Here is a 13,584-nt window from a genome sequence, read left to right on the forward strand (position 1 = left end):
AGAATGAAAGCTTACGCCGTACCTTTCGAGAAGTTCGTCAACCTGGCCGATGCCCGTCTAGGCACCAAGATTATCTCGGTGACCGATGACTGGTTCGCTGACGCCAACCGCATGTTCCAGCCGACCCCGGCCGTATGGAAGGAGGGCGTTTTCGATGACAACGGCAAGTGGATGGACGGCTGGGAGTCCCGCCGCAAGCGCTTCGAAGGCTATGACAGCGCGGTGATCCGCCTGGGCGTACCCGGCTCGATCAAAGGCGTGGACATCGACACTTCATTCTTCACCGGCAACTTCCCGCCGTCTGCTTCCCTTGAAGCCTGCTTTCTGGCCCAGGGCGAGCCCAACGAAAACACCCAGTGGGTTGAAGTGCTGTCCGCGGTCGAACTGCAAGGCAACAGCCACCACTACCACGAAATCAGCAATGACCAGGCCTTCAGCCACTTGCGTTTCAACATCTACCCGGACGGCGGCGTAGCCCGTCTTCGCGTGTACGGCGTGCCGTTCCGTGACTGGTCGGCAGTGGGCGACAACGAACAGGTCGACCTTGCCGCAGCCCTGAACGGTGGCCGTGCCCTGGCCTGCTCCGACGAACACTTCGGCCGCATGAGCAACATCCTCAACCCGGGCCGCGGCATCAATATGGGCGACGGCTGGGAAACCGCACGCCGCCGTACCCCGGGTAACGACTGGGTGATCGTGGCGCTGGGGCATGCCGGCGAGATCGAAAAAATCATCGTCGATACCCTGCACTTCAAGGGCAACTACCCGGACACCTGCTCGATTCAGGGCGCGTTCGTCAAAGGCGGCACTGACAGCCAGATCGAAACCCAATCGCTGTTCTGGCGTGAACTGCTGCCTGCACAGAAGATGGAAATGCACGCCGAGCACAGCTTCAGCGAGCAGATCAAAGCCCTGGGCCCGATCACTCACATTCGCCTCAACCTGTTCCCGGACGGTGGTGTAAGCCGCCTGCGTATCCTGGGCAAGGTCGCTAAATAAGGAATAACCCCGTCGCCGGTCAACCGGCTCCCACTGGCATATGCCAATGCGGGAGCCGGCTTGCCAGCGACAACAACAGATCCAACACCACAGAATCCGGAAAAGAAGACAGACCATGCGCACATTGCAGATTGAACCGCTGACCAAAGAAGCCTTCGCCCCCTTCGGTGACGTTATTGAAACCGACGGCAGCGACCACTTCATGATCAACAACGGTTCGACCATGCGCTTTCATCGTCTGGCCGAAGTCGAAACCGCGCAGCCGGAAGACAAGGCCATCATCAGCATTTTCCGCGCCGATGCGCAGGACATGCCGCTGACCGTGTGCATGCTGGAGCGCCATCCGTTGGGCAGTCAGGCTTTCATCCCGCTGCTCGGCAACCCCTTTCTGATCGTGGTCGCGCCACTTGGCGATGAACCTGTATCAGGCTTGGTCCGCGCCTTTGTCAGTAATGGCAGGCAGGGCATTAATTACCATCGCGGCGTTTGGCACCATCCGGTGCTGACGATCGAAAAGCGGGATGACTTCCTGGTGGTTGATCGCAGTGGCACAGGCAATAACTGCGATGAGCATTTCTTCAAAGAGGATGAGCGATTGATCCTCGCCCCCCACCAATAAGAGAAGGTCTGATCACTCACGCAAGAGTGACAGGCAAGAGGTAGAGACTGTGGAAGCACATCTGATGGAATGGCTGAATCTGAGCGTACGCTGGATTCATATGATTACCGGTGTGGCCTGGATCGGCGCGTCGTTTTATTTTGTCTGGCTGGAAAACAACCTCAACCGCAACAACCCAAAAGAGGGGCTGGCCGGCGACTTGTGGGCCATCCACGGCGGCGGCATTTACCACCTCGAAAAATACAAGCTGGCCCCCCCTACCATGCCGGACAACCTGCACTGGTTTAAATGGGAGGCCTATTTCACCTGGATGTCGGGCATCGCCCTGCTGTGCCTGGTGTTCTACTTCAACCCGGCACTTTACCTGATCGCTCCCGGCAGCAGCCTGAGCGGCCCGCAAGCGGTGGCCATCGGCATTGGTTCATTAGTTGCCGGCTGGTTCATTTACGACTTTCTGTGCGATTCGGCCCTGGGCAAGCGCCCGGCGCTGCTCGGCCTGATCCTGTTCGTACTGCTGGTAGCTGCCGCATTCGGCCTGAGCAAGGTGTTCAGCGGCCGAGGCGCCTATCTGCATGTGGGCGCCATTATCGGCACCATCATGGTCGGTAACGTGTTTCGCATCATCATGCCGGCCCAGCGGGCTCTGGTGGCCGCGATCAAGGAAGGCCGTACGCCCGATCCGGCCCTGCCGGCCAAAGGCCTGCTGCGTTCGCGTCACAACAACTACTTCACCTTGCCGGTGCTGTTCATCATGATCAGCAACCACTTCCCCAGCACCTACGGCAGTGCCTACAACTGGTTGATCCTGGCCGGGATTGCGGTGCTGGCAGTATTGGTACGCCATTACTTCAACACCCGCCATAACAGCCACAAATTTGCCTGGACCTTGCCGGTCGCGGCCCTGGGCATGATCTGCCTGGCATACGTCACCGGCCCCAAGCCTGCACCAACCGCCCCCGAAGTGGCCAAGGTGATCAAGTATCAGCCCATCCCTGAAACCGCAGTCAGTGGCGCCAAACCCGCTACCGCGCCGGCGCCTGTCACTGCACCTGCTGCAGCGCCAGCACCGGTGGCCAGCGTCGATTTCGACAAGGTGCACGCTGTGATTCAGGAGCGCTGCGCGGTCTGTCATTCGGCCACACCCACCAGCCCGCTGTTCAGCGCGGCCCCCGGGGGCGTGATGCTCGACACCGCACAACAAATCCAGTTGATGGCACCGCGGATTCAGGCCCAGGCCGTCGCCAGCCAGATCATGCCGCTGGGCAACATCACCCAGATGACCCAACAGGAACGTGACCTTCTGGGCGCCTGGATCAACACCGGAGCCCGCACCAACTGACGCACACCTTCTGTGACCGCAGCCATGGCGCGGTCACAGAAACACACCACAAGCTCACAACAATAAAAATGAACGAGGTGTTGCATGTCCGAATTAACCGAACCACGCATACCCGCCATAACCGCTCCGCCTCCCCTGGCGCGGTTGCCGTTGTTGCAATTGATTCTGGTCGGCTTGCAGCATGTGCTGCTGATGTATGGCGGCGCCGTTGCCGTACCGCTGATTATCGGCCAGGCCGCGGGCCTTAGCCGCGAAGAGATCGCTTTCCTGATCAACGCCGACCTGCTGGTGGCCGGGATCGCAACCATCGTCCAGTCGATGGGCATCGGCCCCATGGGCATTCGCATGCCCGTGATGATGGGCGCCAGTTTCGCTGCAGTCGGCAGCATGGTGGCCATGGCCGGAATGCCGGGTATCGGCATGACCGGGATTTTCGGCGCAACCATTGCTGCCGGTTTTTTTGGGATGATCATCGCGCCCTTCATGTCCAGGGTGGTGCGCTTCTTCCCGCCGCTGGTGACCGGCACCGTGATCACCTCCATTGGCCTGTCACTGTTCCCCGTGGCAGTGAACTGGGCCGGTGGCGGCAGTGCCGCGGCACAGTTCGGCTCACCGATGTACCTGGCCATCGCCGCACTGGTGCTGGCCACCATCCTGCTGATCAACCGTTTCATGCGTGGCTTCTGGGTCAACATTTCGGTGCTGATCGGGATGGCCCTGGGTTATATATTGTCCGGCGCACTGGGCATGGTCGACCTCAACGGCATCGGTCTGGCGCCGTGGTTCCAGGTGGTCACCCCGCTGCACTTCGGCATGCCTGAATTCCATCTGGCACCGATCCTGTCCATGTGTCTGGTGGTGGTGATCATTTTTGTCGAGTCCACCGGGATGTTTCTGGCCCTGGGCAAAATTACCGGCCAGGAGGTAACCCCGCGCATGCTGCGCCGCGGCTTGCTGTGCGATGCCGGGGCTTCGTTCCTGGCCGGCTTCTTCAACACCTTTACCCACTCCTCCTTCGCCCAGAATATCGGTCTGGTGCAAATGACCGGCGTGCGTTGCCGCTCGGTAACCATCATGGCCGGGGTATTCCTGATTACCCTCAGCCTGCTGCCCAAGGCAGCCTATCTGGTGGCCTCGATTCCGCCAGCCGTACTGGGCGGCGCAGCCATCGCCATGTTCGGCATGGTGGCAGCCACGGGGATCAAGATCCTTCAGGAAGCGGACATTGCCGACCGACGCAATCAATTGCTGGTGGCGGTAAGTATCGGCATGGGCCTGATTCCGGTGGTACGGCCGGAGTTCTTCGCCCACCTGCCACTGTGGATGGGCCCCATCACCCACAGCGGCATTGCCATGGCCGCCGTCAGCGCGGTCAGCCTGAACCTGTTGTTCAATGTGCTGGGCGGCGCCGGTCGCGCCGCCATGAGCGGGCACGTGCATCAGCACTGATGCCCCATCTGCCTGTCTGTAGGAGCGAGCTTTTAACGCAGCAACGAAAAGCTCGCTCCTACAGTGCATCGGCGCATCGGTATTAAAAATAATAAAAAAGGGAATTACCCATGAACTGCAAACACTGGGGCATCACGCTCGCGGGTGGGTTTCTGGCTGCCGGTCAGGCCATGGCCGGTGATCTGTTTGTATGGCAAACCAACAGCCTGACGTATCTGTACGGCAAGAATTTCGCGATCAACCCTTCGATCCAGCAAACCCTCACCTTTGAACATGCCGATAAATGGAAATACGGCGACAACTTCCTGTTTGTCGACCGGATTTTCTACAACGGCAAAGCCGACCCCAACAAAGGTCCGCACACTTATTACGGCGAGTTCAGCCCGCGGCTTTCGTTCGGCAAGATATTCGAGCGGAAACTGGAGTTCGGTCCGGTCAAGGATGTATTGCTGGCCATGACTTACGAGTACGGCGAAGGCGACAGCGAGGCCTACCTGATCGGCCCGGGCTTTGACCTGGCGGTACCCGGGTTCAATTATTTCACCCTCAACTTCTATCGCCGTCACACCGAAGGGCCGCGTCCCGGCACCGGAACCTGGCAGATCACTCCGTCGTTTTCCTACACCCTGCCCTTGGGCCGCTCCAACCTGCTGATCGATGGCTACATGGACTGGGTGGTGGACAACGACCGCAACTCACGGGGCACTTACCACGCCAACCTGCACTTCAATCCGCAGATCAAGTACGACCTGGGCAAAGCCCTCAATCTGGGTGTAAAACAATTGTATGTCGGCATCGAATACAGTTACTGGAAGGACAAGTACGGCATCGATAGCAGCAGCCGTCTGGACACCAATCAGAACACTGCCAGCGCCCTGGTGAAAGTGCACTTCTAGATCAAGCCTCTGCGATGCCCTGTGATTGCCCGACATGCGCAATGACAGGGCACTTGAGTACCGGCCCCGGAGCCCGTATCCTGCGCGCCCGCTCACGGGTGAGCGTTGTTCAAAGCTGACTTCAAAGCCAACTTAATACAGTTAAACCAAGGGTTTACGGCCGCCTTAGCGCTCTATCCACTCAACTGTCAGACGACAGCCGAGGGATTTACGTTGGCCGCCAAACCGCCGTGGCCCGGCACTTGCTACAGGTATTAAAGTTGACCGAAAGGGCAAGTTTTAAACAGAGGAATCAAGGCGCCGGAACAGAGCGTTACGTTCTTATCAATGCAGAATTTTTAATTTTTGGAGCAACCGAATGAAGCGCATTCTGACCAGCCTGATGCTTGCGGGGAGCATGCTTGGCGGGGCACCGGCAGTTGCCGGCGACCTGCTGCAATGGCAAACCAACAGCCTGACTTACTTGTACGGCAAGGACTTCCAGGTCAACCCGAAAATTCAACAGACCCTGACCTTCGAGCACGCTGACAGCTGGAAGTACGGTGACAACTTTCTCTTCGTCGACCGTATTTTTTACAACGGTAAAAAAGATGGCAACGTAGGCCCGAACACTTACTACGGCGAGTTCACCCCGCGTTTGTCGATGGGCAAGATCTTCGACCAGAAGTTTGAGTTCGGTCCGATCAAAGACGTGCTGCTGGCCATGACTTACGAGTTCGGCGAAGGCGACACCGATGCCTACCTGATCGGTCCGGGTTTCGACCTGAACGTACCGGGCTTCGACTACTTCCAGCTGAACTTCTACCAGCGCTTCCCTGAAGGCAACCGTGCCGGCCGTGGCGTGTGGCAGATCACCCCGGTGTGGTCCTACACCCTGCCCCTGGGCAATTCCGATGTGCTGATCGACGGCTACATGGACTGGGTGGTCGACAACGACCAGAACTCGCGCGGCACCTACCACGCCAACCTGCACTTCAACCCGCAGATCAAATATGACCTGGGCAAGGCATTGAGCTGGGGCGCCAAGCAGCTGTACGTCGGTATTGAATACGACTACTGGAAAAACAAATACGGCATCGAAGACAGCGGCGCGTTCAAAACCAATCAGGACACTGCGAGCCTGCTGGTCAAGTACCACTTCTGATACCCGGGCCCCGGGCGCTTCACTGCGCCTGGGGCGCCAGCAGCAACCCGCGCAGCATCAGGTCCAGGCTGTCCAGAGACGCCGCCAGACGCTGTGGCGGGTTGTCGGCCCCGGCAATCCAGAACGACAGGTCCATCAAGCCACCCTGAATCAACCGTGCCAGGGCTTCGGGATCGGTGGCCTGAATCACCCGGGTGTCCATCAAGCCTTGCAGCATCGCCGCCATTGAAGCGCTGCAGTCCGACTGGCTGCTCTGCAGGTACTGCGACCCCAGCACCGACGGCGCATCGCGCAGCATGATCCGCTGCACCTCCACCTGCAGTGCCATTTCCAGAAACATCCGACAACGCCCTTTAAAACCGTCCCACGGGCTCGCCGCCCGCGCAAAGGCCTCTGCCAGCTGTACATCCAGCTCGGCATCGACTTGCTGCACCACGGCCTGCAACAACCCCTTCTTGTCGCCAAAATGGTGATACAGCGCACCCCGGGTCAGCCCCACCGAAGCAGTGAGTTCATCCATCGACGTCTGCGCATAACCGATCGAGCCAAACGCCTGACGCGCTGCATCGAGCAGCTTGCCACGGGTTTGTTCAATCATTTGTGACCGCACTTTGGGCGCCATGCCTGTCCCCCTAATTTCAGATACGTCGCGTATGTTAATTGACATACGCAGCGTATGCGTATATTTCTGCATACGCCGCGTATGTGACGCGGTCAGATGACTGCTCCGGAGCTTGTATGGCCAACCCTTATCGCGAGATTTTCAGCGCCCCCGGCACCAAGGCTTTCAGCGGTGCGGGCCTGCTCGCCCGCATGCCGATTTCCATGGTCGGGATCGGCATCATTACCATGCTGGCGCAACTGCGCGACTCCTACTGGCTGGCTGGTGCCGTGGCAGCAACCTTTGCCTTGTCCATGGCATTGCTGGCACCGCAGATCTCGCGCTGGGTCGATCAATACGGCCAGGGCCGCGTGCTGCCCGGCATTAGCGCCATCGGCGTGGGGGCGTTGCTGGCATTGCTGCTGTGCAGTCATTTCGCGGCGCCGGACTGGACTCTCTTCGTCTTCGCCGCGCTGGCCGGCTGCATTCCCAGCATGTCGGCGATGGTCCGCGCACGCTGGACCGAGTTGTTTCGCGGCTCGCCCAAACTGCATACCGCGTTCTCGTTCGAATCGGTACTCGATGAGGTGAGTTTTATTATTGGCCCGCCGATTTCCGTAGGGCTGAGCGTGGCGCTGTTTCCCCAGGCCGGCCCTCTGGCGGCCGCCATTTTCCTCGCGATCGGGGTCACTGCATTTGTACTGCAACGCAAAACCGAGCCACCCGTGCACCCGCGCAGCGCCGACAACAACGGCACCGTTCTGAGTCAGGGTGCAGTGATGATATTGCTCCTGGCATTGCTGGGGCTGGGGACGATTGTCGGCACCGTGGATGTGGTCAGTGTTGCCTTCGCCCAACAGCAAGGCCAACCCGCCGCCGCGAGTATTGTGCTGTCGGTGTACGCATTGGGATCGTGCATCGTCGGACTGGTGTTCGGCACGCTCAAGCTGAACATGCCGTTGCCCAAACTGTTCCTGCTGGGTGCGCTGGCCACCGCATTGACCATGGTGCCGCTGATGTGGGCCGACAGCATCGCCACCCTGGCCGGCGCCATGTTTGTCGCCGGGCTGTTCTTCGCCCCGACCCTGATTACCGCCATGGGCCTGGTGGAAAACATAGTGCCGCCGGCCAAGCTCACCGAAGGCCTGACCTGGATGATCACCGGCCTGGGCATGGGGGTTGCCCTGGGCGCCGTGCTTGGCGGCTGGGTCATTGATGCTTACGGTGCCCAGGCCGGGTTTGGCGTATCGCTGGCGGCGGGGAGCGTGATGCTGCTGGTTGCCGTACTGGGTTATCGCTTGTTGCAACGCAGCACCACGGTTCGTCCTAGCCTTTGATGGCGCGCCAGACCTTGCTCACGCCCGCCACCACGGCCAGCACCACCGCGCCGGCAACAATGCCGGCCACTGCATTGAGCAGGGTCGGGACTATGGCCGAGACCACACCCAGCCACTGGGCGCTGCTTGCAGCCAAGCCTTCGATCCAGTGATGGGCCGCAGGTACGCCGTGGGTGAGGATGCCGCCACCGACCATAAACATGGCCGCGGTGCCGATCACCGACAGGCTTTTCATCATGTACGGCGCGGTACTCAACAAACCGCGGCCGAAACTGCGCTGGAAACCTGACCACACACCATCACCGGTTTTCTGGCTCAGGTACAGGCCGGCGTCATCCAGTTTGACGATGCCGCCCACCAGGCCATAAACCCCCACCGTCATCACGATGGCGATACCGCTGAGCACGACGACCTGCTGCAGCAACGGCGATTCGGACACGATCCCCAGGGTGATGGCGATAATTTCGGCCGACAGAATGAAGTCGGTGCGTATGGCCCCCTTGACCTTGTCTTTCTCGAAAGCCACCAGATCGACTTCTGCATCGGCCACCGCCTGTTGCAACGCCTGGTGCTTGCCCTGATCTTCGGCCTTGCTGTGCATAAACGGATGGGCGAGTTTTTCAAAACCCTCAAAACACAGGTAAGCACCGCCCAGCATCAACAGCGGCGTCACGGCCCACGGCGCAAACGCACTGATGGCCAGCGCCGCGGGCACCAGAATCAGCTTGTTGCGAAACGAACCTTTGGCTACCGCCCACACCACCGGCAACTCCCGGTCAGCCCTTACGCCAGAGACCTGCTGCGCGTTGAGTGCAAGGTCATCCCCCAGTACCCCGGCGGTCTTTTTGGCGGCCACTTTGGTCATCAGCGCGACGTCATCAAGGACTGCGGCGATATCGTCGAGCAACACCAGTAAACTACTGCCTGCCATGGGCAAACTTCCCTTCCAGATTGAATGGTGCCAAGCATAGCGCGTGCCAGCCCTCAGGCTGCAATCTTGAGCAGCCCGCAAGCCCGGTGCTACCATGCCCGACCGCCCAACCAGGCAAGGAAATATCGGGTTTATGAGCAGTATCCGCGAGCGTAATAAAGAACTGATTTTGCGTGCCGCCAGCGAAGAGTTCGCTGACAAGGGTTTCGCCGCCAGCAAAACCAGCGACATCGCCGCCAAGGCAGGCTTGCCCAAGCCCAATGTCTACTACTACTTCAAATCCAAGGAGAACCTCTATCGCGAGGTCCTCGAAAGCATTATCGACCCTATTCTGCGCGCATCGACCCCGTTCAATGCCGACGGCGAACCCAATGCCGTACTGAGCAATTACATCCGTTCCAAAATCATGATTTCCCGCGACCTGCCCTTTGCGTCAAAAGTGTTCGCCAGCGAAATCATGCATGGCGCCCCGCACCTGAGCGAGCAGCAGGTGCAATTGTTGAACGTCCAGGCCAAACACAACATTGACTGCATCCAGACCTGGATCGACCGTGGCCAGATTGCGCCGATCGACCCCCATCACCTGATGTTCAGTATCTGGGCAGCGACCCAGACCTATGCCGACTTCGACTGGCAGATCTCGGCCATCACCGGCAAAGCCAAACTGCAAGACAGCGACTACGAAGCCGCGGCCCAGACCATCATCCGCCTGGTGCTCAAGGGATGTGCACCGGACTGACCATCCCCTGCCCCTGCCCCTGCCCCTGTAGGAGCGAGCTTGCCTCGCGAGCTTTTAAAACAGACGCGAGGCACAGGACTGCCCACCCCCTGCCCTCTGTAGGAACGAGCTGCCTCGCGAGCCTTTAAAACAGATCGCGAGACAAGCTCGCTCCTACAACAAGCGGCGAGCCAATAGCGGACTACACCGCCACCCCCGCATCCGCCCGCAAGCCCTGGGCTTCTATCGCACTGATGGCGCATTGCTCGTCAATATCCGAGGTATCGCCGCTGATACCCATGGCGCCTATCACCTGCCCCTGAGCATCGCGAATCAGTACCCCGCCCGGCGCAGGCACCACGTCACTCTGGCCCATGCCGTTCAGCGCGGCGAAAAACGCCGGGCGCTGCTGTGCATCCAGCGCCAGCAAACGCGAGCCCTTACCCAGTGCAATCGCGCCCCAAGCCTTGCCAATGGCAATGCTGGGCCGTAGCAGGCTGGCGCCATCTTCGCGCTGCAGCGCCAGCAAATGCCCGCCGCTGTCCAGCACCGCCACGGTCAATGGGGCGGCGCTTATCCGGCGCCCTGTGTTCAAGGCCTGTGCGGTCAGGTCTAAAGCGACTTTCAAGGTTAAAGCACTCATGGTTGCCGTCCTTATTTTGTTATTGGAAAGCCTTTCGCGCGCCTCTATGGGCGAACTCAATACAACCAATAGAACACAATAAATAATTTATTTGTATACAATTTTTAAATGAAAAACCCTAAATCACTAGGCCTTGTGCCCTATTACAAAGGGGATCGGCTATTACAAACTGATTCTACAAAACCCATTGACCTGCGCACCGGAGCATGAATACACTCGCCAAACAGCCACTTGTATACAATTATAAAACGTAAGAGGCACAAAACGATGAGCAAAATGAGAGCAATCGAAGCCGCCGTTCTGGTGATGCGTCGCGAAGGTGTCGATACCGCATTCGGTATCCCGGGCGCCGCGATCAACCCGCTGTACTCTGCCCTGCAAAAGGTCGGTGGCATCGATCACGTCCTTGCTCGCCACGTCGAAGGCGCCTCGCATATGGCCGAGGGTTATACCCGCACCAAAGCCGGCAACATCGGCGTGTGCATCGGCACCTCCGGCCCCGCCGGGACCGACATGGTGACCGGCCTGTACAGCGCCTCTGCCGACTCGATCCCGATTCTGTGCATCACCGGCCAGGCCCCGCGTGCGCGGATGCATAAAGAAGACTTCCAGGCCGTGGACATCACCAGCATCGTCAAGCCCGTGACCAAGTGGGCAACCACGGTCATGGAGCCGGGCCAGGTGCCTTATGCCTTCCAGAAGGCCTTTTACGAAATGCGCTCCGGGCGTCCCGGCCCGGTGCTGATCGACCTGCCGTTTGATGTGCAAATGGCAGAAATCGAATTCGATATCGACGCCTACGAACCGATGCCGCTGTCCAGGCCGACGGCGACCCGGATCCAGGCCGAGAAAGCCTTGCACCTGCTCAACCAGGCCGAGCGCCCGCTGCTGGTCAGTGGCGGTGGTGTGATCAACGCTGACGCCAGTGAACTGCTGGTGGAGTTTGCCGAGCTGACCGGGATCCCGGTCATTCCAACCCTGATGGGCTGGGGCACCATTGCCGACGATCACCCGCTGATGGTGGGCATGGTCGGCCTGCAAACCTCCCATCGCTACGGCAACGCCACCCTGCTCAAATCCGACCTGGTGCTGGGCATCGGCAACCGCTGGGCCAACCGCCACACCGGCTCGATCGATGTCTACACCGAAGGCCGCAAATTCATCCACGTCGACATTGAACCGACCCAGATTGGCCGGGTATTTACTCCCGACCTGGGCATCGTTTCCGACGCCGGCTCGGCGCTCAGGATGTTCCTTGAAGTAGCCCGGGAATGGAAAGCCGCCGGCATCCTGAAAAACCGCAGCGCCTGGCTACAAGACTGCCAGCAGCGCAAAGCCACCCTGCACCGCAAGACCCACTTCGACAACGTGCCGGTCAAACCGCAACGGGTGTACGAAGAGATGAACCAGGTGTTCGGCAAAGACACCTGCTACGTCAGCACCATCGGTTTGTCGCAGATTGCCGGTGCGCAATTCCTGCACGTGTACAAACCGCGCCACTGGATCAACTGCGGTCAGGCCGGCCCGCTGGGCTGGACCATTCCGGCAGCCCTGGGGGTGGTCAAGGCCGATCCGCAGCGCAATGTCGTGGCCCTGTCCGGCGACTACGACTTCCAGTTCATGATCGAAGAGCTGGCCGTCGGCGCACAGTTCAACTTGCCGTACATCCATGTGGTGGTGAACAACTCCTACCTGGGCTTGATTCGCCAGGCACAGCGCGGGTTTGAAATGGACTACTGCGTGCAGCTGTCTTTCGATAACCTCAATGCTCCGGAGCTCAACGGCTATGGCGTCGACCACGTAGCCGTCGCCCAGGGCCTGGGCTGCAAGGCACTGCGGGTCTTCGAACCGAACGACATCCAGCCGGCACTGCGCAAGGCTCAAGAGCTGATCAAGGAATTCCGCGTACCGGTGGTGGTGGAAATCATTCTGGAGCGTGTGACCAACATTTCGATGGGCACTGAAATCAACGCAGTCAATGAATTTGAAGACCTGGCGCTGGTAGGCAACGACGCGCCGACCGCCATTTCGATGCTTGACTGACTGACTGCGCCCCTCTCACTTCGGGGAGGGGCATCCCCTTTTCACAGGAGTTCACCATGCCGCGTTTTGCCGCCAACCTGTCCATGCTGTTCACCGAACAGGATTTCCTTGTCCGTTTTCAAGCGGCTGCCAATGCTGGTTTCCACGGCGTTGAATACCTGTTTCCTTACGACTACAGCTCCGCCGAGATCAAGGCCCAGCTCGACGCCAACAAACTGACCCAGGTGCTGTTCAACCTGCCGGCCGGTGACTGGGCCAAGGGCGAGCGCGGCATTGCCTGCCACCCGGACCGGGTTGAAGAATTTCGCGCGGGGGTCGATCTGGCCCTCGCCTATGCACAAGTCCTGGGCAACGACCAGATCAACTGCCTGGCCGGAATTCGCCCCCAGGGCGTGGCCGAGGCCGAGGTCGAAAAAACCCTGGTCAGCAACCTCAAGTACGCCGCCGACAAGCTGCAGGCGGCGGGGATCAGGCTGGTGATGGAATCGATCAACACCCTCGACATTCCGGGCTTCTACCTGAACAACACCAAGCAGGCACTGGCCATTCAGGACAAGGTCGGCAGTGCCAACCTGTTCCTGCAATACGACATCTACCACATGCAAATCATGGAAGGAGATCTGGCCCGCACGATGCAGGCGCACCTGCCGCAGATCAACCACATCCAACTGGCCGACAACCCGGGGCGCCACGAACCCGGCACCGGCGAGATCAATTATCGCTTCCTGTTCGAGCACCTTGACCGTATTGGCTATCAAGGCTGGGTCGGCTGCGAATACAAGCCGCTGACCAGCACCGAAGCCGGTCTTGCGTGGCTCAAAACCCACAACGCGGTTTAAGCGCGACTACGGGTCTTTTGTGGGAG

Annotated in this window: 13 protein-coding genes; 10 read left to right on the forward strand and 3 right to left on the reverse strand. The window is 59.5% G+C overall.

Features of this window, described 5'->3' with window-relative positions:
• Nucleotides 1–3: 3 nt before the first annotated feature.
• The 6 genes from alc (at nt 4) to JQ848_RS14720 (ending at nt 6,446) form a co-directional block, all read left to right on the forward strand.
• Nucleotides 4–999: an allantoicase gene (alc, locus tag JQ848_RS14695; protein WP_003441968.1), complete on the forward strand. Its 996-nt coding sequence runs from the start codon at nt 4–6 to the stop codon at nt 997–999.
• Between the two features lie 115 nt (nt 1,000–1,114).
• Nucleotides 1,115–1,618 carry an ureidoglycolate lyase gene (locus JQ848_RS14700; protein ID WP_003441966.1) on the forward strand — a complete coding sequence of 168 codons (504 nt, stop codon included), beginning with the start codon at nt 1,115–1,117 and terminating at the stop codon, nt 1,616–1,618.
• 49 nt (nt 1,619–1,667) lie between these two features.
• On the forward strand, nt 1,668–2,957 hold the full coding sequence (locus JQ848_RS14705; protein WP_010656415.1) for a urate hydroxylase PuuD: 1,290 nt from the start codon (nt 1,668–1,670) through the stop codon (nt 2,955–2,957).
• 84 nt (nt 2,958–3,041) lie between these two features.
• Nucleotides 3,042–4,406, forward strand: coding sequence for a nucleobase:cation symporter-2 family protein (locus JQ848_RS14710; RefSeq protein ID WP_003441961.1), 1,365 nt, complete (start codon nt 3,042–3,044; stop codon nt 4,404–4,406).
• A 110-nt stretch (nt 4,407–4,516) separates the two neighbouring features.
• Nucleotides 4,517–5,302 carry an outer membrane protein OmpK gene (locus JQ848_RS14715; protein WP_202210892.1) on the forward strand — a complete coding sequence of 262 codons (786 nt, stop codon included), beginning with the start codon at nt 4,517–4,519 and terminating at the stop codon, nt 5,300–5,302.
• Between the two features lie 358 nt (nt 5,303–5,660).
• Complete coding sequence (locus JQ848_RS14720) at nt 5,661–6,446, forward strand: outer membrane protein OmpK (protein WP_003441958.1); 786 nt, start codon at nt 5,661–5,663, stop codon at nt 6,444–6,446.
• Between the two features lie 19 nt (nt 6,447–6,465).
• Here the strand turns inward: JQ848_RS14720 and JQ848_RS14725 are convergent, their stop codons facing one another.
• On the reverse strand, nt 6,466–7,068 hold the full coding sequence (locus tag JQ848_RS14725; protein ID WP_003441956.1) for a TetR/AcrR family transcriptional regulator: 603 nt from the start codon (nt 7,066–7,068) through the stop codon (nt 6,466–6,468).
• Between the two features lie 116 nt (nt 7,069–7,184).
• Between JQ848_RS14725 and JQ848_RS14730 the strand changes: the two genes are divergently transcribed.
• Nucleotides 7,185–8,384 carry an MFS transporter gene (locus JQ848_RS14730; RefSeq protein ID WP_003441954.1) on the forward strand — a complete coding sequence of 400 codons (1,200 nt, stop codon included), beginning with the start codon at nt 7,185–7,187 and terminating at the stop codon, nt 8,382–8,384.
• Here the strand turns inward: JQ848_RS14730 and JQ848_RS14735 are convergent.
• A complete protein-coding gene (locus tag JQ848_RS14735; RefSeq protein ID WP_202210893.1) occupies nt 8,374–9,315 on the reverse strand; it encodes a DUF808 domain-containing protein in 942 nt (313 codons plus the stop codon). The two genes, JQ848_RS14730 and JQ848_RS14735, sit on opposite strands and share 11 nt — an antisense overlap.
• A 133-nt stretch (nt 9,316–9,448) precedes the next feature.
• Between JQ848_RS14735 and JQ848_RS14740 the strand changes: the two genes are divergently transcribed.
• The gene (locus JQ848_RS14740; RefSeq protein WP_003441950.1) at nt 9,449–10,054 is read left to right on the forward strand and encodes a TetR/AcrR family transcriptional regulator; all 606 of its coding nucleotides are present in this window, start codon (nt 9,449–9,451) and stop codon (nt 10,052–10,054) included.
• Between the two features lie 181 nt (nt 10,055–10,235).
• Here JQ848_RS14740 and JQ848_RS14745 read toward each other — a convergent pair whose 3' ends face one another.
• Nucleotides 10,236–10,676, reverse strand: a complete 441-nt coding sequence (locus JQ848_RS14745; protein WP_003441948.1) for a GlcG/HbpS family heme-binding protein — start codon at nt 10,674–10,676, stop codon at nt 10,236–10,238.
• 267 nt (nt 10,677–10,943) lie between these two features.
• On the opposite strand from JQ848_RS14745, the gene gcl reads away from it, so the two are divergent.
• Both gcl and hyi read left to right on the forward strand, forming a co-directional pair.
• Nucleotides 10,944–12,719 (forward strand): glyoxylate carboligase, encoded by a 1,776-nt coding sequence (gene gcl, locus JQ848_RS14750; RefSeq protein WP_010656420.1) that lies wholly within the window; start codon nt 10,944–10,946, stop codon nt 12,717–12,719.
• 56 nt (nt 12,720–12,775) lie between these two features.
• Nucleotides 12,776–13,558: a hydroxypyruvate isomerase gene (gene hyi / locus JQ848_RS14755; protein WP_003441941.1), complete on the forward strand. Its 783-nt coding sequence runs from the start codon at nt 12,776–12,778 to the stop codon at nt 13,556–13,558.
• Nucleotides 13,559–13,584 lie beyond the last annotated feature (26 nt).

The sequence above is a fragment of the Pseudomonas paraversuta genome (genome assembly GCF_904067025.1).
Lineage (GTDB): Bacteria > Pseudomonadota > Gammaproteobacteria > Pseudomonadales > Pseudomonadaceae > Aquipseudomonas > Aquipseudomonas paraversuta.

Bases quoted from the DNA above. Each gene is read 5' to 3' on its own strand.
- JQ848_RS14700 (WP_003441966.1), top strand. From the start codon at position 1,115: ATGCGCACATTGCAGATTGAACCGCTGACCAAAGAAGCCTTCGCCCCC.
- alc (WP_003441968.1), top strand. From the start codon at position 4: ATGAAAGCTTACGCCGTACCTTTCGAGAAGTTCGTCAACCTGGCCGAT.
- JQ848_RS14715 (WP_202210892.1), top strand. From the start codon at position 4,517: ATGAACTGCAAACACTGGGGCATCACGCTCGCGGGTGGGTTTCTGGCT.
- gcl (WP_010656420.1), top strand. From the start codon at position 10,944: ATGAGCAAAATGAGAGCAATCGAAGCCGCCGTTCTGGTGATGCGTCGC.
- JQ848_RS14725 (WP_003441956.1), bottom strand. From the start codon at position 7,068: ATGGCGCCCAAAGTGCGGTCACAAATGATTGAACAAACCCGTGGCAAG.
- JQ848_RS14730 (WP_003441954.1), top strand. From the start codon at position 7,185: ATGGCCAACCCTTATCGCGAGATTTTCAGCGCCCCCGGCACCAAGGCT.
- JQ848_RS14720 (WP_003441958.1), top strand. From the start codon at position 5,661: ATGAAGCGCATTCTGACCAGCCTGATGCTTGCGGGGAGCATGCTTGGC.
- JQ848_RS14745 (WP_003441948.1), bottom strand. From the start codon at position 10,676: ATGAGTGCTTTAACCTTGAAAGTCGCTTTAGACCTGACCGCACAGGCC.
- hyi (WP_003441941.1), top strand. From the start codon at position 12,776: ATGCCGCGTTTTGCCGCCAACCTGTCCATGCTGTTCACCGAACAGGAT.
- JQ848_RS14740 (WP_003441950.1), top strand. From the start codon at position 9,449: ATGAGCAGTATCCGCGAGCGTAATAAAGAACTGATTTTGCGTGCCGCC.
- JQ848_RS14710 (WP_003441961.1), top strand. From the start codon at position 3,042: ATGTCCGAATTAACCGAACCACGCATACCCGCCATAACCGCTCCGCCT.
- JQ848_RS14735 (WP_202210893.1), bottom strand. From the start codon at position 9,315: ATGGCAGGCAGTAGTTTACTGGTGTTGCTCGACGATATCGCCGCAGTC.